The sequence below is a fragment of the Shewanella sp. 4_MG-2023 genome (genome assembly GCF_030548015.1).
GTDB lineage: Bacteria > Pseudomonadota > Gammaproteobacteria > Enterobacterales > Shewanellaceae > Shewanella.
In genome coordinates, this window is the sequence record NZ_JAUORL010000019.1 from 26245 (window position 1) to 49196 (window position 22952).

The following is a 22952-nucleotide window of genomic DNA, read 5'->3' on the forward strand; positions in this document are numbered from 1 at the left end:
AGGCTTACCTTAACCCGCGTCTTTTGGCGAGATACAAACCACCAATGGCAATGTTGGCGCCATCGAGATCTAATTGATGGTTTACCACTAGAGGGTAATTCTTTTGTAGCCGCATACATAGGCGCTCAGCAAGTACGCTATAGACTAAATCGTTGCCTGCTAACACCACGGCATCAATTCCTTGTTGCTGCTCCAGATGATCAAGCCAGTTACTAAGATAATCAGCCAGTGAATCAAAAAAGCCAAAAGCTAAAATGGCGGGATTGGCGCCAGCTAATTTAAAACTCATTAAGCTGGCAAAGGTACGGCGCCAATTAATGCTCCTATAGCCGTTTTCTGAACAAAGTGGAAAATCAATTCTAGGGGCATTATTACCATGATACTGCTGCGCCAGTGCATGAAACGCATCTGCTTTCGCGTCAATACTGGTTAATTGATTTAAGGCCTCATCATCTAAAATCAACATGGCAGCTAGGCCAATAAAATGTTGAATATTATCACTAGTTTTATCCAGTGTGGTTAGTGCTAATTGATGGATTTGTTGTGGAAATGCTAGGGTAAACTTAGCGAGTACTTTTGATTCTTCGTGCTGTAATTGCGCAATAATATCAGCGCCATGTTGCTCAAAAGTCGGTAATCGTAAAAACTGGGCAATTTTTTGTTGTTTATTTTGGGTAATAACTACACTGGGGTTGTCATGGCTAAAATAGAGTGTGGCACTGGTGATGGATTGTTTGTCTGTTGCTGCTAGCGTTTGATTCGACAGCATTCGATTGGCAATTTGACTGATCACAGCTTCAGACAAATTCAGCAAACCTGCGTGCATGGCGCAGCTAGCCGCGTCTATTCCAGTCACTGTTAATTCAGTCACAGCGGTGTTATCAGCTGCTGACATACGGCAATGGATCTGTTTGTTATTCCAGCTGGCTTCATAGTGTTTGTATTGAGCAACATCATGTAATGGGCTGGCGCCATTAATGGAGAATTGGTGATTGCTGGCGATTTCTACCCAAGCATTATTGATGCGAGTTACGCTTGGCTTAGCTATGGACTTAGTTAAAGGCTTGTGTAAGTCGTTATGAGTATCAGCGCTAACTGAATCGTTTGTATCAATATAGACCCAATCAATACCAATAGTGTTTAGCTGATCAGCCAGTGCCATAAGTAAACGACTGTCAGCAAAGCTCACTTGATAGTATGGATCAGTAAGTGTTGGCTGGACTTTACACTTAGCTTGATGTTTAGCAGTAGTAACACCTGAAAAGACTGCTGCATCAGCTGACATCAGTTTGAGTCGCGGTTTTTCTAAACTGGATAAGGCGAGGGTATGGTACTGCTGCACTGCAAAATACTTACTTAAATGCTGGGGGTTACAGATTAAAATATGTTGTTGGCCAGCGTTTTTGGCAAAAGGTTGTAAGCTCAAACTGAAATTTGAACTTGGATCCGAACTTGATACAGAACTTAATTCAGAACTTAAATAAGTGCTGCCACTGCTGCTTAAACTAATCTTGGTGTCATTTTTTAACCGCGCTGCAATTGCAATAAGATCTTGCGGCGCCATAGATTGCTCTAAGGTGCTTATACGCTCATGGCCGTGACAATGGGGACAAACTAGATCAAGCTTTAAAAAGTTAGCATCTGCGGCATTAACCATCTGCGGCTGGCATTCACTACAGTAACTGATGTTGAGCTCAGCATGGGCTAGCGGCTTTTGGCTGCCTTTACGGGTTTTGATGACACCGACATCAGCAGAGCATAACCAGATTGAATATAAAAATTTGGCGGCAATCTCATCGGCAAGGGCGGCGAGTTGTGGCTCTGTGGCCTCAACTTCTAAAAAATAGCGATTGTTGTTAAAACCCGCGCTAAAGTCAAAGCGGGTATCGGCTATATATTGATTACAAAGCTGCGCATAAAAGGCCACTGGGCGCTGGCAGGTAAAATTAAAACTGACTTTATGCATAGGGCTGACATCCACGTTTATAGGAATCAGGGATTAAGTCGTTAATATTAACACTGTGTTTTTTTGTATAGCTAAAACCTGCTTTTTCAAGGTGTGCCAGTAAGGCTTTTTCCATCGTCGGCACCGCAGCTTGTATTGACTCAGTTAAGCCTAATGTCATCGGCTCGATGACTGTCGGCGTAACTCCAATCACGTGAGTATTGGGTCTATCACCGACCATGTCCATCATGATCAGGGTTTGCAGCATCTCAACCTCATGGGCACTGCCTTGCCAATCAATTTCGGGTGGCGCTTGATCAAAATTAAATGAATACACCTCTCCGGGCTTTACCCCTGGACTGTTTACGGTATCCACCACAATTAAGTTGTCATATTGACAAAGAATAGGGATAAGTCCTTGAGCAAGGGTGCCACCATCTAAAATATCGAGTTGATGGTTTGGCTGATAGAAAGCGTATTTTTCATCGATATAATTAACAAAATGTACGCCGATCCCTTCATCAGCGTACAAAACGTTTCCTATACCTATTAGTAAGCTAGTAGACAAAGGCTAGTGATCCTTATGGTAGTCATAACCGGAGACGATAGAGTCAACAGAGTTATGCTTAAAGCGTATGCCTGACCAAACCGCCATATAGATATGAATAACCACAAATATAATGAAAGCCCAGGTGACTATGTGATGCCAAATTCGTACTTGTGCTAACCCGCCCATTAAGGCCGTAAACCAAGCTGAAACTTCCCATATAGCGCCACCTAACCCTTGATGATAAACATTGGCATAAAGCACCAAGCCAGTGATACACATGAATAAAGCCGCAAATGATATGGCAACGTATGTCACAAACTGCAAAGGTCCGTATACGCCAGCTTTATCTAAGTGTCCCATCCAGATATAGGATTTAATTTGTGCTATCCAGCTCTTCAGGCTTAAAACATCTCTGATTGAACGTCGTTCAATGGCGCTTTTAGCAAAAAAGAACAAGTAAAAACGTACTATGGTGATACTGGTAAGTACAAAGCCAAACACGAGATGTACAAAGCGGATCCCGCCTTGAACCAAGACATCAGAAGATGCGGGCGCCACCAAAAATGGCCATGAAATGTAAAAACCAGTTACCACTAACATCAAAATGGACAGTGCTCTAAGCCAATGGAATATCCGTATGGCAGGTGAGAAGATGAGTTCTCTGCGATGGGTTGCAATTTGAGTCATAATCCTTTCCTCTTAGATCCGCAAACTTGCTAAAACCCGTTAGGATCGATGCGGAATTCACCTAAATCATTACCTTTATAATCCATTACGTGTACCGCGCAGGCCATACATGGATCAAACGAGTGAATAATTCGAATGACTTCCAGTGGTTTGGTTGGATCTTCAAGTTCAAGCCCAATCAGTGATGCTTCATAAGGGCCAACTTTACCGTCAGCATCGACAGGGCCAGAATTCCACGTGGTAGGAACAATAGCTTGGTAATTTTCTATCTTACCGCCCTTAATTCTGATCCAGTGACTGAGCATTCCACGCGGCGCTTCAATCATCGCATGGCCGATGTAATCGCGATCAGAGTCTATTTCTGGTGTCACATAGGTAGATTCATCCGATTGCATATTGGTTAACATGGCATCAAAGGTTTTTAAGCCTTCTTCTGCCACAATCACGGTTTGCAGCATGCGCGCCGCGGTGCGGCCTAAGGTGGTGAATAATGCTTCTATAGGCAGGCCTGTTGCGGCGAGCAACCCATTAACACTATCAACAACAATCTTGTTGCCACGGGCATAGTTCACCAGTAAACAGGCTAACGGCCCAACTTCTACGGGTTCGCCCTGATATCGTGGGGATTTAACCCAAGAGTATTTTCCATCACCATCGACAGTCGGTAATTTGCCATACACGGTATCGCGCTCAACAAATCCGGTGTAATTTGGAATCGTTGTGCCGTCATAGGGGTGCTGGGCGGTTTTTGCGTCATACCATGAGTGGGTGACATCTTCTTTTATGGCATCGGGATCTAAATCGCTCACCCCGGCTAAATCTCCATTCATTATCACGCCTTGCTCAAACAGATATTGACCATCAGCTAAGATAAAGTCATCGGTGGCTAAAAAGTTTTTAACATTGACGCCGCCTAACACACTTGGCTCGCCACCAAAGGCGGCAGCTGCCATAACGATGTCGGCTTTATAAGCGCGGATAATAAAGTCATGGACGATAGCGTGTTTTTGTTTCCACTCTTGTAAACGTGCAGGACTTAGCATGTCTCTAACAGAGGTAACACCGCCAACTACAAGGGATTGCGGATGCGGCGACTTGCCGCCAAATATTGCTAGCATTTCAGCTGCTACACGCTGAACTTCTAACGCTTTAAGGTAATGGGATAGGGCAATGAGGTTTTGCTCTGGCGTGAACTTGTAGGTTTTATTGCCCCAATAGGCATTAGCAAAAGGCCCAAGCTTTCCGGTATCAACCAAGCCTTTGACTCTTTGCTGTACGGCGCGTAATTCACCTTCGCCAGTGGCGATAGGGTTTTCGGTGTATTTATTGGCTTCTTGGGCGGCTAATGCCGGATCGGCACTTAAGGCTGACACCACATCAACCCAATCTAAACCATGTAAATGATAGAAGTGCACAATGTGATCATGCATATACAAAGAGGTTTGCATTAACGAGCGTAAGTACTTTGCGTTGAGCGGGATTTTAACCCCTAAGGCATTTTCAACCGCTTCAGTACCGCAGCGATAATGAGAATAGGTACATACCCCACAAATACGTTGCACAATTAGGCCGACATCCATAGGAGTACGGCCTTTTAAAATGACTTCAATACCACGCCAAAGGGTAGAAGATGACCAGGCCTTTTGAATAACATTATTTTCATCAACTTCAACTTCAACACGTAAATGGCCTTCGATACGGGTGATAGGATCGATAACGACTCGTTTACTCATGGTTTATTCCTCTAGCGGCTTAGCAAAAAGACTAGTTACTGCGTGAGCACCTATGCCCACAACGGTCGCACCAAGAATGACGGTACCAATGGTATCGGCAGTGGCATCAATACCGTGGAGCAACTGTCTGCCTAATGGCTTTTCGAAATCCGCCATATCATCCCAAAAATTAGGTTCAGCGCAGCCAATACAGCCATGACCTGCAAGTACTGGCCAACTGGTATGATGATTAAAGCGTTCAGTGGGGCAGTTGTTGTAGGTATAAGGGCCTTTACAGCCCATTTTGTATAGGCAGTAGCCATCTTTAGCACCTTGATCGCCAAAGGTTTCTACAAATTCGCCAGCGTCAAAACGACCACGACGTTCACAGTTATCATGCACTCTAGCGCCGTATGCCCATTTAGGGCGATTAAACATATCTAACGCGGGCAGTTTTCCGAACATGATGAAATACATCAAGGTACCGACAATGTTCTTTTCACTAGGAGGACAACCGCCTAAATTAATCACCGGTTTATCAATAACCTCTTGCACACCTTTTGCACCAGTAGGGTTGGGCGCTGCAGCTTGTACACCGCCAAATGCGGCGCAAGTTCCAACAGAAATAATTGCAGCCGCCCCAGCAGCTGCTTCTTTTACTATCTGCATTCCGGTATGGCCTTTACAGCCGACCGTTAAATAAGTGCCATTATTAGCCGTTGGTACAGCACCCTCTACCGCTAATAAGTAATTACCTTTATATGCCTCCATAGCATGCTCAAGGTTTTCTTCCGCTTGCCAACCGGCTGCAGCCATCAATGTTTCATGATATTCCAAAGAAATATGATCAAAGATGAGGCTGTCTAAATTAGGGCTGTCGGTTCTGATAAGGGATTCTGAACAACCGGTACATTCGGCCATATGCAGCCAAATCAGTGGTACTCGATCAGCAAGCTCAGCGGCTTCGGCAACTAGATTGGTGAAAGGCAGGGGCAATGCGAGTAGTGCGGTAACAGATGCACTCCAAGTCATAAACTCACGTCGGCTAATGCCATTTTTTATTAATTTATCTTTTAGGCTAACGCTGTGACGTGGTTGTAACTGCTGCAATTGCGCAATTCGTGTTTTACATCGTTGATATAAAGCTGCATGTGTATCCATCTGATAACCTTATCCATGTTGGAGGATCAAACTGCTTTATTAAATATAGATCTGTTAGGGATAGGTATATTGATACAGATCAAACATTGTTCGCTTATTGAACATGCATAAAAATAGAGTGTTTCGCTATTTGAACAAATAGTGAGCTGTTGAGTCTTGAAGTTTTTTGCGGGGATTGATAGCTGCTAAATAGAAGTCACTAGGAAAGTAGAAGCTATTGGACGTACTTGTCTGATGTTGATTTTATTTACAGCAAAAGTGAATTTCAATTTCTAACTTTATGGCTGTTTAAAACCAGTAAAATCGCGCTGACTTATCTCAAATTCAACGCGCATATCATCATAATTATTTAAGTTAACTACCAGTCAATTGTTTCAATACCTGTGGCGGTACTAAGGTTGATAATTTCGCTAAACATGCATTAGTACTTGGATCGCGATATTTAATTTTAAATTGACATAATGTGTATAAATGCTGTGGATCATTACTGACTTCATAGGCTGTAGATAATGACTTCATCATGTCTACAGGATTGACTTTTTCTTGTGCCAGCCCCAATACCGTCCAATTTTGAGGGTTACTTGGTTCAACCTCAGTCGCTTGTTTAAATAACGCTATGGCTTGGGGTAATTGTTGCTGACGATAATAAGCCAACCCTGCGCTATAGCGTAATGAGCCCGCTTTCGGCTGATTTGTAATCCCTTGTTTTAATATCGCCATGGACGCTTGTTCTTTACCTAATTTTCGATACAAATCAGCAAGGTTGGCATAACTGCTGGCCAGTATTGGCTCAATAACAATAGCTTGTTTATACGCTTGTTCTGCTTTATCGAACTGTCTTTTAGCGAGGTAAACATTACCGCGGTTTAACCACGAAAAACCTCTATCGGCATTATAAGCTTGTATTTCGAGGTATTCTGTTAATGCAGGTTGCAGCACTTGCTGCTGCGCTGATGTCATATTCTCCCAGTTAGTGGCTAGGGCGCCTGCCGCTTCAGTTCTAATGGCATAAGCCGTATCTGTTAACAGTGGCGCAATTAACCGCCAACGATCGGCAAATTCAAATGCGGCAGAAGCAGAGATAGCCGTTGAGCGTATTTGCGCAGAAGGATCAGTGACAGCTTGCTCCATAGCACGATAACTTTGCTGACTAGGGAAGTTAGCCAATCTTGAGAACGCAGAGGCGCGAATGATTGCTGGTTGTAATGGGTTTAAAGCAATTTTCGTTAAAAGCTCACTACTATCTGGATCGTTAGTCGCTGCTTGATAGAAAGCTTCTGCATAACCAGGCTGTTGGCGGATAGTTGAATCTGGAAATTGTTTAATAACAGCTTCAGCTGCCCAAGTAGCTGATTTATCATTATGGCACTGGCTACAGACATTAGGCGTCCCCAATGTTATCGATAAATCAGGCCTTGGGACTTTAAAGCTATGATCAGCGCGGGGGTCAACTTCCATGTAGGTGGTTTTTGGCATATGGCAGCTAACACATTGCGCCGCTTCACTCCCTTGTTGATGCTGACTGTGTTTAGCTGCACTATATTCACTGGGGATATGACATTGAAAACAAATTGATTCAATAGGGGCTGTTAATTTATTGCTATGGGGATTGTGACAGTCACTACAGACTACGCCTGCCATATGCATTTTAGATTGCTTAAAAGAGCCTAATACAAATACTTCATCATAAATTTGGCCATCGGGATAATATAAGTTAGGCGCAATTTCGCTGAGGATGTATTTGTCGTAAAAATTATCGATATGGTCATGTGCCTTATCATTGCTATCTGTAAGCTGTGAACGGCGGCTATGACATTGGCCGCAAGTTGCTAACTGCGCAGAAGGCTTGATTTTGTTCGGCTGGAGAATTTTTTTACCTTGCTTAAACTCCCAAGCGCCTACTTTAGGGGTTAAATCGCGATTAAAACCATATTGGGCCAGCGGCTGTGTTTGATTTTTTGTCCATTTGATATGCTCACTGGCGGGGCCGTGACAGGCTTCACAGGCCACGTTGATTTCTGACCAACTACTGTCAAAGCTATTGTCTGTTACGTTATAGTTTTTTTTGACATTGGTTGAGTGACAATCAGCGCACATGTAGTTCCAGTTTTGGCCTTTATTAGTCCAAAAGAACTCGTCGTAAGGATCCATTTCAGGATACAAATAAAACCAGCGTTGTCCGCCTTCATCTTTACTACGACTATCCCACGCAAAAGGGATTAATTGTATCGCACCGTTTTCAAATTCAACCATGTATTGTTGTAACGGTTCATAACCAAAGGTATAGCTAATTTTATAGTCGTTAAACTTGCCATCTGGGCCTTTAATATTGACCCAGTACTCACTTCCTTTCATAAAAAAGCGTGAGACTTCACCTTGGTAGTCAAATTGTTGATCGGTAAAGTTTGCTAGAACGATATCTGCAGTAGCCTGACCCATAGACATATCATGATGAGATCCTTGCCAATCGCTGTATTGTTGCTGGTGGCATTCAACACAGGTTTGGCTGCCACTAAACTCAGCGGTATAAGCAATAGCACTCGTAAATAAAATGCTAAAACTAAAAAAGGTGCTTAAGCTTAGTAAGCTAATACTAAATAGTGGCTTGAATTTCATATTAAATTTACGGATAAGGCTAATTAATTGTCATAGTAAAGTTAAATTAACAATTAGCCAACACTTAGCGTGTGACAATTTATGATTCGTTAATCATTTTCACTTTTGACTGGACGTTGCACGCAGCTTAAAGGCTTGATAATCGAATTGAGGTTTGATCTTACAACTCTATGGCAAAGTATTATTTTGTGATAAATGTAGCGTTAATTTAAATGGCGTAACTTGTTTTTTATATCAATTGCTCTACATTTTAATAAGAGAACGACTAGCGTTACCGCGTAAGTACACATAGATACGTTTAACTCATTGAAGACAGGATATAAGAGGCTTTTATGCTAGGTGAAAATCATTCCCTCAGAAACGAATTTCCAGATCACATAGATACGATTACTTCGCTTATTAGCAGCAATGTCGATTTTGCTGAAATAATGAAAAAATACGATGCGTTAGATAAACAAATTAGGGATCTTGAGATGCGAGACTCGCCCATCGCAGACGAATCCATCCATGAGTTAAAGCAGCAGCGTGTAGTAATGAAAGACGCCCTTTATCATCAAATTACTTTGGCAGAACAGGGCTAAAAGAATGTATTTAAGAAGCGGGCAATATCGATTAGATATTGCCCGTTTTTTTATTGCTTTAATAAAGGAGACAGCACGTCAAGTTTGCCATCAATGGGTTCACTAATAGATAAATTAAGTATGTGTGCAATTAAAGGGTAAACATGAATATTTTTAGCTAACTCAATTTCTGCTTGATGGTTAAAAGCCGGGCCGTTGGCATAAAAAATGGCATTCATATCCGGCATCACTTCAGCGTAGTAGCCATGTTTACCCTTAACGCCAGGTTTTGCATCACTGCTGGTAATGTAATGATCATGGGTGACCAAAATCGCATCACCAATGGCGGGATTAAAGTCATACTCAAGGTGCTTAGGTATCGACTCCTTTCTATAAAATGCTAAGCCATCGGTCGCAGCAACTAGTTTCTCAAGGGCAATTAAATCTTGGTCTTTATTATTGCCATGGGCGCGCACTAATGAAAAAGCGGCGTCATTAATAAAACTAAATCGAGATTTTAATGCCTCATCATCGGCAAACAGTTTGTCTGTGTAGATACGCTCAAAATCAGCAACCTGTGCCATACCGTGATCTGATGTGATGATAATATTAACCGCATAAGGTAGCGCATTTACTTGCTCAATTAAGCTAGCAATGACCTTATCAATGTAATTGACAGCATCATGGGTTTGCTGCGATAACGGCCCGTGATGATGACCTGCGCTATCGACATCTGAAAAGTATAATGTCACAAATTGCGGCCGCTGCGTTTCAGGTAATTTAAGCCATTCAATAACTTGCTCGACACGGGTTTCATTTGCGACTCTACCGTCATATCGTTTCCAATAAGTGGGTCTAAAACCTGCTATTTCAGCTTCTGAGCCGGGCCAGAAATACGTAGCTGATTTCATTCCTTGCTGGGCAGCTAAAGACCAAAGTGGAACGCCAGTGTAAAAACGGCCATCGGTGACGGCATCATGGTCGCTTAAAGCGTAATGGCGCCCTATTGTGGGGTTGTAGAAACGATTAGCAACAATGCCATGATTACTGGGATAGAGACCGGTAACCAGTGTCAAATGGTTAGGGAAGGTGACTGTTGGAAATGACGGCGTTAATTGCGTTATTGTTGCGGCATTGCTGGCAAAGTTATTAAGAAACTTAGGCTGATGAACTTTATTGTAATCATGCCTATAACCATCAATAGAGATAAGTAACACATAGGGCTTATCATTGACATTATGGGGCTGATTTGACCCTAATGATGATGTTTCATCTGCCATGATATTATGGCTTAAAAAAACCAATGCGATAGTAATACTGCTACTAAGTTGTTTTAACCTTGCAAGGCTGTTGGATGCTAACCATTGACGCATTATTGCTTCCTTTATTATTGTATTTAGTCGAAGACAAAAATTACTTTGAACTCTTTTTATTATCTAATTTAGCCAGCATAGTTAGTGTTGATGACAATCATATGATGTGTCATATTTTGCAGGCTGATTAGTTAACAAGTATTTTAGTTAATTATCAATGCAATTAACTGAAATTAAAACAATAAAAAAGCGAAACATCCTGTTTCGCTTTTAAGTTGGTCACATTTTTAACCGATTATTTTACTGCTTGACTGGCTAACTCTGCTTTATGCTCTTCAGCTGTTAATGGAAAATAATGTCTCCAAGAACCTCTCAAGAAAATCCGCGTATCTTCAATTGCTATATAAAGACAAGGGATTAAACACAGTGTTACCACAGTAGCGAACAACACCCCAAACGCCAGTGATACGGCCATTGGTATCACCATTTGTGCCTGCATACTGGTCTCAGTCATGATTGGCACTAGACCAATAAAGGTCGTTAAAGAGGTCAACATAATCGCTCTAAAACGTCTGCAACCAGCGTTAATTACCGCATCATTGAGTTTAACCCCTTGTTTACGGGAATTATTCACATAATCCACCATCACTAGTGAGTCATTGACCACCACACCTGCAGCGGCAATAATCCCGAATACAGAAAGGGCACTTAAATCAATACCTAAAATGATATGGCCAAGCATTGAGCCAATGACACCAAATGGGATCACCGACATTATCATAAAGGGTTGCACGTATGACTTAAGCGGTATCGCTAATAAGCTGTAAATCACCAACATAGAGATAATAAAATCACGCATTTGGGTATCGGCACTATCAAGTTGCTCCTGAATACTGCCAGAAACCTCGCTTTGTACGCGTGGGTACTTTGCTAATAATTGCGGAATGAAATTATCACGAATATCTTTGGCGAGTTTAAATGGCTCAGCTTGTTCAGCATCAACCGCGGCCCATACATTAATTGTTCGGTTACCATTTTCACGGCGAATACTACTCACGCCTTGAACTACGTTTATATTAGCGACTTCAGACAGGGGTAATTCAGCACCTTGAGGCGTTTTAATCAACACCTCCTGAACGAGGGCTATAGAGTTACGTTGCTCTTCTGGGTAGCGTAGCATCACCTTGATTTCTTCGCCGTTACGGATAATCCGCTGTGCTTCAAGCCCGTAAAAACTATTACCGACTTGTGAAGCAATATTGGCCAGGGTTAAGCCTAAACTGTGGGCTAAAGGTTTTAGGTCAAATTGCACTTCTTTGGCAGAGGATTGACGACTGTCATTAATGTCACTCACCCCTTTTAAAGTACCTAACTTTTCTTTTAACTCCTTCGATGCAGCAATTAATTGCGCTTCATCGTTACCCTCTAATCGGAAACTGATATCACCATCATCTCGGCCACCGCCAAACAAGCTATCTTGGATGGTAAAAGATTTAACCCCTGGTATTTTAGGCATTGCTTGGCGCCATAATTCGGCAACTTCGAAGGTATTGATAGGTCTTAATTCGGGGTCGACCAGTTTTGTCCTCACTTCTGCTTTTGTACGACCTTGAAGCTCAACTTGTAACTCAGCAATCATGCCTTGACCATATTGAGATTCAAGATCTTTCTCTACTGTGCGCAGGGCAGACTCAATGGCATGGGCGGCATTAAGGGTTGCGGTTTCAGCGGCATCGACATTCATTTCCAAGGTTATACGAGGAAAATCATGGGGGATTTTAGGCTGCCCAATAAAGCGTACTAAGCCGCTTATATAAAGGGCTGCGCAAATAACAATTAACATCACAAAGGTCGCAATAACTGAATAACGGTATTTTACTGCAGCAGTTAGACTAGGGCGGTAAACATTAGCAATAAAATTCGCTAGGTTTCTTTCAATTTTACCTTGAATAAAGTTAACGATATTTCTTAACCAATCTAACGGATTTTTAGAACCCGGTTGCACAACTTTAGGTTTTTTCATATGCGCTAAATGTGACGGTAAAATTAACTTTGATTCCACTAATGAAAAGATTAAGCACAAAATAACCACAAACCCAATGGCTTGACCAAAGGCTGATGAAGGGCCGTCATCTAAGGTGATCGGTAAAAAAGCTGCAATGGTGGTTAATACCCCAAAGGTTGCCGGCATGGCGACCCGTTTAACCCCGCGAATAACACTATCGATATTTTGACCGTTTTCTTCACATTCAGTATGGGCGCTTTCTCCCATAACAATGGCATCATCGACCACAATACCTAGTACCAGTATGAAGGCGAATAAACTGATGACATTAATGGTGACATCAATAAAGCCCATTGGCATAAATAATAGCGTACCTAAGAAACACACGGGTAAGCCCATCATTACCCAAAACGCTAACCGCACTCGCAGAAATAACGCTAGCATGATAAAGACTAAAAATGCGCCTGTTTTCATACTGTCGAGCATTAAATCCAAACGACCTTCAAGGTAGTAGGTCATATCAACCCAAGGTTCTAAGGTCACACCGTCTGGTAAAATAGCCTGTTTGTCAGCAACGTATTTTTTTAAAGTATCGGCAACATCGGTGATACTTTGGTTTTTAGCGGCGCCGACAAAAAAGGTGACTGCATTTTGGCCATTGAATTTCGAATATTGAATGCCTTCTTCAAAGCCATCGTTGACTGTCGCAACGTCTCCCAGTAATAAGTTAGTACCGTCATCCAAGGTTAATAAGGGTAAATCTTCAAACTCATATCCGACATACGCTTGGTTTTCTACTCGTAAGTTAATGTAGCCATTTTCAGCTTTAATTTGTCCCGCTGACATATTACGGGAATAACCACGCACTGCTTCAGCGACATCGTTAAAACTAAGACCAAATTCTCTGAGTCTGTCTTTACTGACTTCGACACTGATTTCGTAATTAAGTCCGCCATAGAATTCTGAAATATTTACATTAGGCAGTTGCATGATTTCTTGATGAATTTTTTCGCCTAAGTCTTTGAGTTGTCGTTGAGATAAGTCGCCATAAAGGCTTAAATACATCACTTCTTGGCGTATTTTAATGCGCTCAACTTTTGGGAACTCCATACCTGCCGGGAATGTCGATACTGAGTTAATTTCTGACTTTACTTCATCTAATACAATTTGTGGGTCGTAGGAGTCTTCAATTCTGAAATAACCAGAGGCTTGGTTACGATTAGAATAGGTAATAACCCGCTGCAAGCCCTGAACAGTTTCTAAGGCTTGCTCTATTTTGACCGTAATGCCTTCTTCAACTTCTTGGGGCGCAGCGCCCGGATAAACGGCGCTGAACTCAATCCAGTTAATTTCAACTGCAGGGAAGAATTGCTTACGTATGGTGTTTGCTGTCAGTAAGCCACCAAGTAATATGATGATCATTAATAAGTTTGCCGCCACACTGTTGCGGGCAAACCAAGCAATCAAACCTTTATGGGTGTCTTCCATGATTATTCCTTATCTTTGATGGCGATTGCTGATTTAATAATGTCGTCACCTTCAATAGCATCTTGCTGGAGAATCTTATCTTCAGGTAACTTTACTGACATGCCTTCAATAGGGTAATCAAGTGCCGAGGTAATAATATTCATCCCATCTTCTAAACCACTTGAAATAATCACGTTACTGCCGTCTTGGCGAATAATATTAACGGGTAAATAACGCAGTTTCATTTCTGCATCCATGACCGCAACTAAACCGTTTACAATCAGGTGGCGGGGAATAATTGCAACGCTGCCAGCTTGTGTGCCACCAATATGTGCTGTGACATAGGTGCCAAAGCGTAATTCTTTATGGTTACCTTTAAGTGCATAAGGGTCATTTATTTCAGCGACTAAATAAGTCATACGACTCTTACTATCAATCACACCTTCGCTGCGGACAATCGTGCCTTGCCATTGCTGTTTTTCACCGGCGAAGTTACCCACCAAACTTACTTCAGCATTAGCGCCTTTTCTGTCTAGATATTGCATTTCTTTATCTGCAAGTGGCAAACGTACTTCAGCAATTTCAGTGTTATACAAGGTGCCAATTGATGCGCCATTGCCAACATAAGTGCCTAAGCCAATATTACGACTGGCGATTAACGAATCATAAGGTGCTTTAATCACTGAACGTTCTAAATTACGTTGGGCACGATGTAAGCCGGCTTCAGCACTTTTCAACTTAGCGATTTCTTTGGCTAATTGAGGTTTACGTAAACTTAAATCACTGGGCTTACTATCAGTAATTTCGGCCCATTCACGTTCGGCCACTTCAGCGGTAGCTTTTTCTAACACCAAGCTCGATTTGGCTGATGCTAACTCTGCTTGGGCATCAAGTAATGCAGACTCGTAATCACTTGGGTCAATTTTGGCAAGGATATCGCCTTTTTTGATGAAGCCACCTTTTACAAAACTGTCTGCTAGATAGGTAATTTCCCCACTAACTTGCGCGACTAATTCAGTTTGATATTTAGGGTTAACAACACCGTAAGAGCTAACCGTAAATGTCATTGGCTTATATTCGATACTCTGCACTGATACAAGCGGTGTAGTGTCTACGGCTGGTTTTTCTTCGGGTGGTTGCTTCATCGCAACTAAGGCCGCAGTTATGGCAATGCCAGAACCTATAATTAAGAAAGGAAATACTTTTTGCATTGTGGTCGCCACGGGACATCCTTTTTGAAGAGATAACACAAACCTTTCGCGCTTGTGTGCAAATGAGTTATCGACATTATATGGAGATGTTAATAAAACTGTTAACTGTAAGTGGTAACAATGTGTAATTTAATGTTTCAAATGTTTCGAGACTGACAGTTTACTTATTACCTATAGCGACAATTGTGCATATAAAGTCCCATTTTTTGATAGTAATTCATACCGTTAAACGAGCTTGTCACATAAGTATTGGCAAGGTTGTAAATGTATACACTGGGTTTAAATGTGAGGCTGGTAAGGAAAAAAATAGGTAATAAAACCACATTCATTAACATATTGTGCTGATTTACGCTCATGAAGCTAATTTTTAATAGTAATTTTGAGTGCTAAGGTTCAAAATCACTGATTATAAATGCTCATTTTTATCTTTCACACAAGGAACAGTAATGAACGTATTAGTTACCGGTGGTGCTGGCTATATCGGCTCACATACAGTGTTATCACTGCTAGAAAACAATTGTAATGTCGTTGTTTTTGATAACCTGTTTAATTCAAATATTGAGTCAATTAAGCGAGTAGAGGCATTAACTGGGAAATCGGTAATTTTTATAGAAGGTGACATTCGTGACAAACAGGCTTTAACCGCAGTTTTTGAGCAATTTGATATTCAAACCGTGATCCATTTTGCAGCCCTTAAAGCGGTCGGTGAATCAGCGCAAATTCCACTTGAGTACTATCAAAATAATGTTCACGGCTCTGTGTGTTTATTGGAAGCCATGGCCGAACATAATGTTCATAACTTTATCTTTAGCTCATCTGCGACCGTTTATGGCGAAGAAAATGATGTGCCTTATGTTGAGACCATGAAGTTAGGTACACCTTCAAGCCCTTATGGGGCAACTAAAGTAATGGTCGAACGGGTGATGGCAGATTTTGCGGCATCAAACAGCAATTTTAGAGGAGTTTCATTGCGTTACTTTAATCCAATTGGAGCCCATGAAAGCGGCCAAATTGGTGAGTCGCCTAAAGGTATTCCTAACAATCTACTGCCTTATGTTGCTCAAGTTATGGTGGGCAAACGTGACAAGCTGAGTATTTTTGGTGCTGATTATCCAACAAAAGATGGTACCTGTGAACGTGACTATCTGCATGTAATGGATTTGGCTGAAGGGCATGTTGCAGCAATGAACTGGTTAGACAATAATACCAGCTTTACTGGTGTTGAGGCATTTAACTTAGGTACAGGTAATGGCGTATCGGTATTTGATATTGTTTCAGCGTTTGAAAAGGCGGTTGAAAAACCTATCCCTTATGAAGTTAGTCCAAGACGCGCAGGGGATTTAGCTGCATTTTGGGCCAATGCCCAAAAAGCTAATCAACAATTGAATTGGCAAGCAAAGCGCAGTTTAGATCAAATGATGGTTGATACCTGGCGCTGGCAATCAGCTAATCCTAATGGTTATGATCAAGCGTAACGTTAGTCTTAATGTCTCGCAGCATGAGTTGAAAGCGCCTTTATGTGAAAATGAAGGCGTTTATCACACATCTTGGTTAAGTAAATCCCCCTTAAATAATCACAGCAACAATCAGTTAAACGATTACTTAAACAATCAGTTAAACGATTACTTAAACAATCATTTCTACGATCAATTCAAACAGAAAGAATGCCTTTAAAAGCTAGTCTGTTGTCGGCACTTTTTCATCAATACTAACAATTTCCATTTTCTTAAATATCAGCAAAAGTCCGACATACACGCCAACCAAATTTAGCCCTAAACCTATCCGTTATATGACACATGTATCATTCAGTAGAGTCTATTAAACAGTAATTATTTAGTTGATATAAAAGCAATTAATATGTCAGTTTTTTGGTGAATGAACATTGAAAAATAAGCTTTTTTAGCAATAACTCCACCCCTAATGTTAGCGCTAACAACTGTTGTGTGATATAAAATAACTCACTTTTTAACTTTGTCGTTACAAAACAGGTTGCTTATGAGTCAACAAATAAACCCAATTTTACCAGGGTTTCATCCCGACCCCAGTATTGTCAGAGTAGGCGATGACTATTACATTGCCGTGTCGACATTTGAATGGTATCCCGGAGTTCAAATTTTCCATTCTGTGGATTTGGTTAATTGGACATTAGTGAGTAGGCCATTAAATCGGGCTGCACTACTGGATATGACAGGTTGTCCTGACTCCTGTGGTATCTGGGCGCCTTGTTTGAGTTATGCGGAAGGTTTGTTCTATCTCATTTATACCAATGTAAAACGATTTGATGGAAATTTTAAAGATACCCCTAATTATCTAACGACGTGTAGCACCATTGATGGTGAATGGAGTAACCCGGTTTATTTAAATAGCAGTGGTTTTGACCCATCATTATTTCATGATGACGATGGCAGTAAATGGTTAGTTAATATGCTGTGGGATCATCGACCAAATAAACATCCCTTTGCAGGGATAGTATTGCAGCAATATTGCCACAAACAGCAAAAGTTAATTGGCACAGCAGTTAATATATTTGCTGGTAGCCCTCATCGCCTTACAGAAGGCCCACACTTGTATAAGATAAATGATTATTATTATTTATTAACGGCAGAAGGTGGCACCAGTTATGAACATGCTTGCACGTTTGCGCGTTCAAAGCATATCGCGGGTCCTTATGAGATTGATCCCAATGTACATCTATTGACGTCTAAAGATCATCTCGATAAACCCTTACAGCGAACAGGTCATGGAGGTTTAGTTCAAACTCAAGAAGGGCAATGGTATTTAACCCATCTGCTCTCTAGGCCGCTAAAACTAGATGATGGTGTTAAGCGCAGCCCGTTAGGGCGAGAAACCGGTATTCAAGCATTAATATTACATGATGATGCTTGGTTTAGGCTGGCATCGGGTGAAGTGTATGGTGAGGTTAATCCTATAGGCTTAACCGTTACACCCAAAAGAGATTTCTCACATTATGATGACTTTTCAACCTCGATATTACCCTGCCATTATCAATGGTTGAGAATCCCAAATCCTGAATGTTTTTATAGTTTAACGGATAAGCCTGGCGCGTTGACTTTGTATGGTAAACATTCTGTAGGTAGTACCTTTAAACAGGCACTTATCGCGAGAAGACAACAGCATTTATCTTTTGTGGCACAAACTCAATTACGCTTTAAACCAATGAGCTTTCAGCAACAAGCAGGGTTAATTTGCTATTACAATGCGCATAAGTTTCATTATTTGTATGTTTCATATGATGATGAAAAAGGTGTGCATATCGATGTTATGAGCTGTTTGGGTGATGAATCTTTAAAAGCTGATTTTCCCATTTATCAAAAACGGCTGCCAATTAGCAGCGAGACTGTGAGCCTTAGGGCTGAAGTTGATAATGAGCTGCTGACCTTTAGTTATTCGGTTGAGAAGGATGTGTGGTTACCTATTTGCGAATTAGATTACAGTGTTATTTCTGATGAAGCAGGAAAGGGTGAAGGCGCTAATTTTACTGGTGCATTTATTGGGATGTGTTGCCAAGATTTAACCGGCGCAAATATTGCCGCTGAGTTTAACTATTTTGATTATCAAGAAAAGCATTAGCGATTTAACATCTTAATAAATCAGCGTTAAAAAAATAGGCCATCTTAAAATAAGATGGCCTATTTTCTATACATTCATTTAAACCACAAGCAAAGAGGTTTATTAGAAATCAATTTTAAATATAGCGATTAACCACATTTTCAAGTAATTCTTGGCGTCCAGAAACCGATGTTGGATTGATATTCTGCTCATGGACTACCTTAGCTAAGCTTTCTAAGCTATGTTGACCATCAAAAATATCTTTACCAAGTCCTTTATTCCAGCCTGCATAACGTTGCTCTACAAATGAAGATAACGGTGCATCTTCAATAAGTTGTGCTGCATTAAGTAGTGATTTAGCCATGGTATCCATACCACCAATGTGACCATGGAATAAATCATCATTTTCACACGATTGACGACGAAGTTTTGTATCGAAATTTAATCCGCCGGTTGTAAAACCACCTGATTTTAAAATTTCGTACATCACTAAGGTACATTCAGCAACATCGTTAGGGTATTGGTCTGTGTCCCAACCATTTTGCATATCACCACGGTTAGCATCGATACTGCCCATAATGCCTTCAGCACATGCTACAGCTACTTCATGATGGAAGCTGTGTCCAGCCAAGGTTGCGTGGTTAGCTTCAATATTTACTTTAATTTCATCTTGTAAACCGTGCTTGTGTAAGAAGCCTGCGACGGTTGCAGTGTCATAATCGTATTGATGTTTAGTCGGTTCTTGAGGCTTAGGCTCGATTAACAAAGTGCCTTTAAAACCAATTTTATGTTTATGTTCTACTACCATTTTTAAAAAGCGTGCGTACTGTTCGCTTTCTTGCTTTAAGTTAGTATTCAGTAGCGAATCATAACCTTCACGGCCGCCCCATAACACGTAGTTTTCGCCACCTAAACGGTTAGTCACTTCCATTGCGTGTTTTACTTGAGCTGCGCCATAGGCAAACACTTCAGGGTTTGGATTCGTAGCACCACCTGCACAAAAACGTTTATTTGAGAACAGATTAGCTGTACCCCAAAGTAATTTAACGCCAGTACGCTGCATTTCTTTTTCTAGAATGTCTGCAATGTGGTTTACGTTAGCATGGCTTTCTTTTAACGTTGCGCCTTCAGGAGCAATATCGGTGTCGTGAAAGCAAAAATAGGGTACACCAAGCTTTTCAAAAAATTCGAATGCAACCTTGGCTTTTTGTTCAGCTAGAGCCAGTTGATCACCTACAGGTTGGATCCAAGGGCGATCGAAGGTACCTTCACCAAAAATATCAAAACCCGTTGAACAGAAGTTATGCCAGTAACAAGCGGCAAAACGCAAATGTTGTTTCATTGTTTTACCAAGAACGACACGATTTTCGTCGTAGTAACGAAATGCTAAAGGGTTTTTACTGGCTTCGCCTTCGTATTTGATTTTTTCGATATTATTAAAAAATTGTTCGCTCATGTTGACTCCGTTTCTTTTAGTTAATTTAATACTATTTAAGGGTTTAATTATTAAAATAGATGTTTGGTTGCTTGGTATAAGGCTTTAAATTTTTGATATTGATCGGCGTAATAAACTTGCATTTCAGGGTTAGGTAATACCAGGTGTTCAAGCTTGCCACTGGTGCAGATTGATTCAAGAGGACTCTGTTCTACAGCAATTCTTGCTAACCTTGCTGCGCCATATGCCGGTCCGACTTCACCGCCTTCACGGTATGAAAGTGAACGGTTCAATACGCTAGCAAGAATATCTCCCCATAATCGACTTTTTGAACCACCGCCAATAACCGTAATTTCATCAATGGTTGCACCCGCATCTAGTAACACCTGTTGACCATCAGCAAAAGCAAATGCCACACCTTCTAATACTGCGCGGCCAAGGCTGGCAGCAGTGGTGTTATGGTCTAAACCAAAGAAAACGCCTTTGGCATTCGGGTTATTGTGCGGGGTTCGTTCACCAGAAAGGTAAGGTAAAAACAACACTGAGTTTGGCTGACTAAAATCACATTTAGCGATTTGTTCTAGTAGGGCTGATTCATTGCCATAACCTGTTAGTTTTGTCACCCAACTCAAACAACTTGCCGCGCTTAATACCACCGACATTTGATGCCAGGTATCACTCAAACAGTGACAAAAAGTATGGGCAGCGTTATCTGGATTAGGTAAATATTGCTCATTTGCAACAAAATAAACGCCAGACGTGCCTAGAGATAAAAATGCTTGGTTTGGCTTAATCACGCCGATACCAATTGCGCCAGCGGCATTGTCACCCGCGCCAGCAACAACAGGCACAGAATCCATGCCCCATAAACTGGCAATATTCGGGCTTAACTTGCCTGTTATATCTGTGCCTTCAAATAGCTGCGGCATATGTTCAATGCTTAAAGAAGTTGCCGTTAGCATCGCTTCAGACCAGCAACGATTCTTGACATCTAACCACAGGGTACCTGCGGAGTCAGACATGTCTGATGCAAAATCCCCAGTCATTTTGAAACGTAAAAAATCTTTAGGTAATAATACCTTGGATACTTTGTTAAAGTTTTCAGGTTCATGCTCTTTTACCCATAACAACTTTGGTGCAGTAAAGCCTGGCATCGCAATGTTACCGGTAATATTACGCGAGTTGGGTTCATTTTCTTCTAAGGTTTTACATTGAATTTCGCTTCGACCATCATTCCATAATATCGCCGGACGAATAACTTGGTTGTCGCTATCTAGTAAAGTCGCCCCATGCATTTGACCTGACAAACCAATAGACTTAATCGCTTTGAGTAATTCAGGCTTTTGGGTTTTAAGCTCTGCCATCGCTGAACAGGTAGCTTGCCACCAATGATTTGGATCTTGTTCTGACCATTGGTCGTGGGGACGAGATATTGTCAGTGCTGAACTGGCTTGTGCTAACAACTGATCATTATTGTCTAAGATAATGACCTTCACACAAGAGGTTCCTAAGTCTATTCCAAGGTACATAATTCTATCCGTTGTTATGAGTTTCTATTTTTTGTTAGCGCTAACATTATCATTGAGTTTTAAATCTATCAAGTGTATTTTGTTTCATTAATGTTAACTTTGGTTGGCTGTTAATCGAGTTAATAGCAGATAGCGCAGGTTTTACAGCGCGATAAATCGCTTTTGATAAGGCAATTTGATGAATATAAAGGGAGTAAAGTATGGCCAAGCTAAATTGGGGGATTGTTAGCGCAGGAAGGATTGCAGCTTTATTTTGTCAGGACTTAGTCTTTTCTGAGAATAGCCATTTATATGCGGTAGCAGCCAGAAAGCAAACTGATGCCGATGAATTTGCCAAGCAATACCAGGTTGAAAAAGCGTATCAAGGCTACCAAGCATTATTTGATGATCCAAAGGTTGATATTGTGTATATCGGCACCCCACATAATTTTCACTTTCAACAAGCCTTCGATGCGTTGACTGCTGGAAAGCATGTACTGTGCGAAAAACCGATGACAGTTTCAACAGAGCAATGCCAAATTTTGGTCACCTTAGCCCAAGATAAAGGCTTGCTGCTGATGGAAGCCTTATGGACTTACTTTTTACCTGCGATGCAACAAGCTAAGCAATGGTTAAATGATGGCCGAATTGGCAAGCTTAAGCACATTAAAGTTGATTTTGGTTATCCCGTGCCGTTTAACCCAGATGGCCGAGAATATAATGCTGAATTGGCGGGTGGTTGTTTATTGGATATGGGAATTTATCCCTTGGCAATTGCAGATTACTTCCTACAGTCTGATATCGATAATCTCTATGTTCAAGCACATGTCTGCGAAACAGGTGTGGAAGATGATGTCATCATTATTGGCAAAAGGGATGATGTGATGGTCAGTCTTGCAACCTCATTTCAATGCCGATTGGGTAATAATGCTTATCTTATTGGCGATAAGGGTTACATCTTGATCCCTGATGCATTTAGAGCGAAAGAATGTCATTTATTTCATCTTGATGATTTAATCGAAAGTTTTAGTGATGATAGACAATCATTAGGTTATCACTTTGAGGCAGATGAAGCATGCCGACTGATTAAGCAGGGCAAGGCTGAAAGTGCAGTGGTTACCCATCAACATAGCTTATTGTTTCAAGTACAGTTAGCCAAGGTTAAGGCGCTTATTTAAGGCTTAAGGTTAGTGTTTCTGTATCATTAAGTTT

At 41.2% G+C, this 22952-nt stretch carries 15 protein-coding genes; 4 read left to right on the plus strand and 11 right to left on the minus strand.

Annotated features, from left to right (window positions below; genetic code table 11):
- Positions 1 to 4: 4 nt before the first annotated feature.
- From Q4546_RS11885 to Q4546_RS11910, 6 genes are all read right to left on the minus strand, one after another.
- Positions 5 to 1966, minus strand: a complete 1962-nt coding sequence (locus Q4546_RS11885) for a hypothetical protein (RefSeq protein WP_303446325.1) — start codon at positions 1964 to 1966, stop codon at positions 5 to 7.
- Positions 1959 to 2513: a HyaD/HybD family hydrogenase maturation endopeptidase gene (locus Q4546_RS11890; RefSeq protein ID WP_102476759.1), complete on the minus strand. Its 555-nt coding sequence runs from the start codon at positions 2511 to 2513 to the stop codon at positions 1959 to 1961. Before Q4546_RS11890 ends, Q4546_RS11885 begins: the two co-directional genes overlap by 8 nt.
- A 3-nt stretch (positions 2514 to 2516) precedes the next feature.
- A complete protein-coding gene (gene cybH / locus Q4546_RS11895; RefSeq protein ID WP_076540932.1) occupies positions 2517 to 3182 on the minus strand; it encodes a Ni/Fe-hydrogenase, b-type cytochrome subunit in 666 nt (221 codons plus the stop codon).
- A 29-nt stretch (positions 3183 to 3211) separates the two neighbouring features.
- Positions 3212 to 4915: a nickel-dependent hydrogenase large subunit gene (hyaB, locus tag Q4546_RS11900; protein ID WP_102435476.1), complete on the minus strand. Its 1704-nt coding sequence runs from the start codon at positions 4913 to 4915 to the stop codon at positions 3212 to 3214.
- Positions 4916 to 4918: 3 nt separating this feature from the next.
- Complete coding sequence (hyaA, locus tag Q4546_RS11905) at positions 4919 to 6055, minus strand: nickel-dependent hydrogenase small subunit (protein ID WP_102435474.1); 1137 nt, start codon at positions 6053 to 6055, stop codon at positions 4919 to 4921.
- Between the two features lie 354 nt (positions 6056 to 6409).
- Positions 6410 to 8671, minus strand: a complete 2262-nt coding sequence (locus Q4546_RS11910) for a tetratricopeptide repeat protein (protein WP_303446326.1) — start codon at positions 8669 to 8671, stop codon at positions 6410 to 6412.
- A 332-nt stretch (positions 8672 to 9003) separates the two neighbouring features.
- On the opposite strand from Q4546_RS11910, the gene Q4546_RS11915 reads away from it, so the two are divergent.
- The gene (locus Q4546_RS11915; protein WP_102476762.1) at positions 9004 to 9252 is read left to right on the plus strand and encodes a YdcH family protein; all 249 of its coding nucleotides are present in this window, start codon (positions 9004 to 9006) and stop codon (positions 9250 to 9252) included.
- 50 nt (positions 9253 to 9302) lie between these two features.
- Here Q4546_RS11915 and Q4546_RS11920 read toward each other — a convergent pair whose 3' ends face one another.
- From Q4546_RS11920 to Q4546_RS11930, 3 genes are all read right to left on the minus strand, one after another.
- Positions 9303 to 10604, minus strand: a complete 1302-nt coding sequence (locus tag Q4546_RS11920; protein ID WP_303446327.1) for an ectonucleotide pyrophosphatase/phosphodiesterase — start codon at positions 10602 to 10604, stop codon at positions 9303 to 9305.
- 235 nt (positions 10605 to 10839) lie between these two features.
- The gene (locus Q4546_RS11925) at positions 10840 to 14037 is read right to left on the minus strand and encodes an efflux RND transporter permease subunit (RefSeq protein WP_303446328.1); all 3198 of its coding nucleotides are present in this window, start codon (positions 14035 to 14037) and stop codon (positions 10840 to 10842) included.
- Between the two features lie 2 nt (positions 14038 to 14039).
- A complete protein-coding gene (locus Q4546_RS11930; RefSeq protein ID WP_303446329.1) occupies positions 14040 to 15239 on the minus strand; it encodes an efflux RND transporter periplasmic adaptor subunit in 1200 nt (399 codons plus the stop codon).
- A 434-nt stretch (positions 15240 to 15673) separates the two neighbouring features.
- Between Q4546_RS11930 and galE the strand changes: the two genes are divergently transcribed.
- Together galE and Q4546_RS11940 are read left to right on the plus strand one after the other, a co-directional pair.
- A complete protein-coding gene (gene galE, locus Q4546_RS11935; RefSeq protein ID WP_303446330.1) occupies positions 15674 to 16702 on the plus strand; it encodes a UDP-glucose 4-epimerase GalE in 1029 nt (342 codons plus the stop codon).
- Between the two features lie 520 nt (positions 16703 to 17222).
- On the plus strand, positions 17223 to 18818 hold the full coding sequence (locus Q4546_RS11940; RefSeq protein WP_102476767.1) for a glycoside hydrolase family 43 protein: 1596 nt from the start codon (positions 17223 to 17225) through the stop codon (positions 18816 to 18818).
- A 115-nt stretch (positions 18819 to 18933) separates the two neighbouring features.
- Here Q4546_RS11940 and xylA read toward each other — a convergent pair whose 3' ends face one another.
- Positions 18934 to 20253 carry a xylose isomerase gene (gene xylA / locus Q4546_RS11945; RefSeq protein ID WP_102435458.1) on the minus strand — a complete coding sequence of 440 codons (1320 nt, stop codon included), beginning with the start codon at positions 20251 to 20253 and terminating at the stop codon, positions 18934 to 18936.
- A 50-nt stretch (positions 20254 to 20303) separates the two neighbouring features.
- Positions 20304 to 21761, minus strand: coding sequence for a xylulokinase (gene xylB / locus Q4546_RS11950; RefSeq protein ID WP_102435456.1), 1458 nt, complete (start codon positions 21759 to 21761; stop codon positions 20304 to 20306).
- Positions 21762 to 21961: 200 nt separating this feature from the next.
- Between xylB and Q4546_RS11955 the strand changes: the two genes are divergently transcribed.
- Entirely contained in the window at positions 21962 to 22918 is a 957-nt protein-coding gene (locus tag Q4546_RS11955) for a Gfo/Idh/MocA family protein (RefSeq protein ID WP_303446331.1), read from the plus strand.
- Positions 22919 to 22952 lie beyond the last annotated feature (34 nt).

Bases quoted from the DNA above. Each gene is read 5' to 3' on its own strand.
- Q4546_RS11885 (WP_303446325.1), bottom strand. From the start codon at position 1,966: ATGCATAAAGTCAGTTTTAATTTTACCTGCCAGCGCCCAGTGGCCTTT.
- cybH (WP_076540932.1), bottom strand. From the start codon at position 3,182: ATGACTCAAATTGCAACCCATCGCAGAGAACTCATCTTCTCACCTGCC.
- hyaB (WP_102435476.1), bottom strand. From the start codon at position 4,915: ATGAGTAAACGAGTCGTTATCGATCCTATCACCCGTATCGAAGGCCAT.
- hyaA (WP_102435474.1), bottom strand. From the start codon at position 6,055: ATGGATACACATGCAGCTTTATATCAACGATGTAAAACACGAATTGCG.
- Q4546_RS11910 (WP_303446326.1), bottom strand. From the start codon at position 8,671: ATGAAATTCAAGCCACTATTTAGTATTAGCTTACTAAGCTTAAGCACC.
- Q4546_RS11915 (WP_102476762.1), top strand. From the start codon at position 9,004: ATGCTAGGTGAAAATCATTCCCTCAGAAACGAATTTCCAGATCACATA.
- Q4546_RS11920 (WP_303446327.1), bottom strand. From the start codon at position 10,604: ATGCGTCAATGGTTAGCATCCAACAGCCTTGCAAGGTTAAAACAACTT.
- Q4546_RS11925 (WP_303446328.1), bottom strand. From the start codon at position 14,037: ATGGAAGACACCCATAAAGGTTTGATTGCTTGGTTTGCCCGCAACAGT.
- galE (WP_303446330.1), top strand. From the start codon at position 15,674: ATGAACGTATTAGTTACCGGTGGTGCTGGCTATATCGGCTCACATACA.
- Q4546_RS11940 (WP_102476767.1), top strand. From the start codon at position 17,223: ATGAGTCAACAAATAAACCCAATTTTACCAGGGTTTCATCCCGACCCC.
- xylA (WP_102435458.1), bottom strand. From the start codon at position 20,253: ATGAGCGAACAATTTTTTAATAATATCGAAAAAATCAAATACGAAGGC.
- xylB (WP_102435456.1), bottom strand. From the start codon at position 21,761: ATGTACCTTGGAATAGACTTAGGAACCTCTTGTGTGAAGGTCATTATC.
- Q4546_RS11955 (WP_303446331.1), top strand. From the start codon at position 21,962: ATGGCCAAGCTAAATTGGGGGATTGTTAGCGCAGGAAGGATTGCAGCT.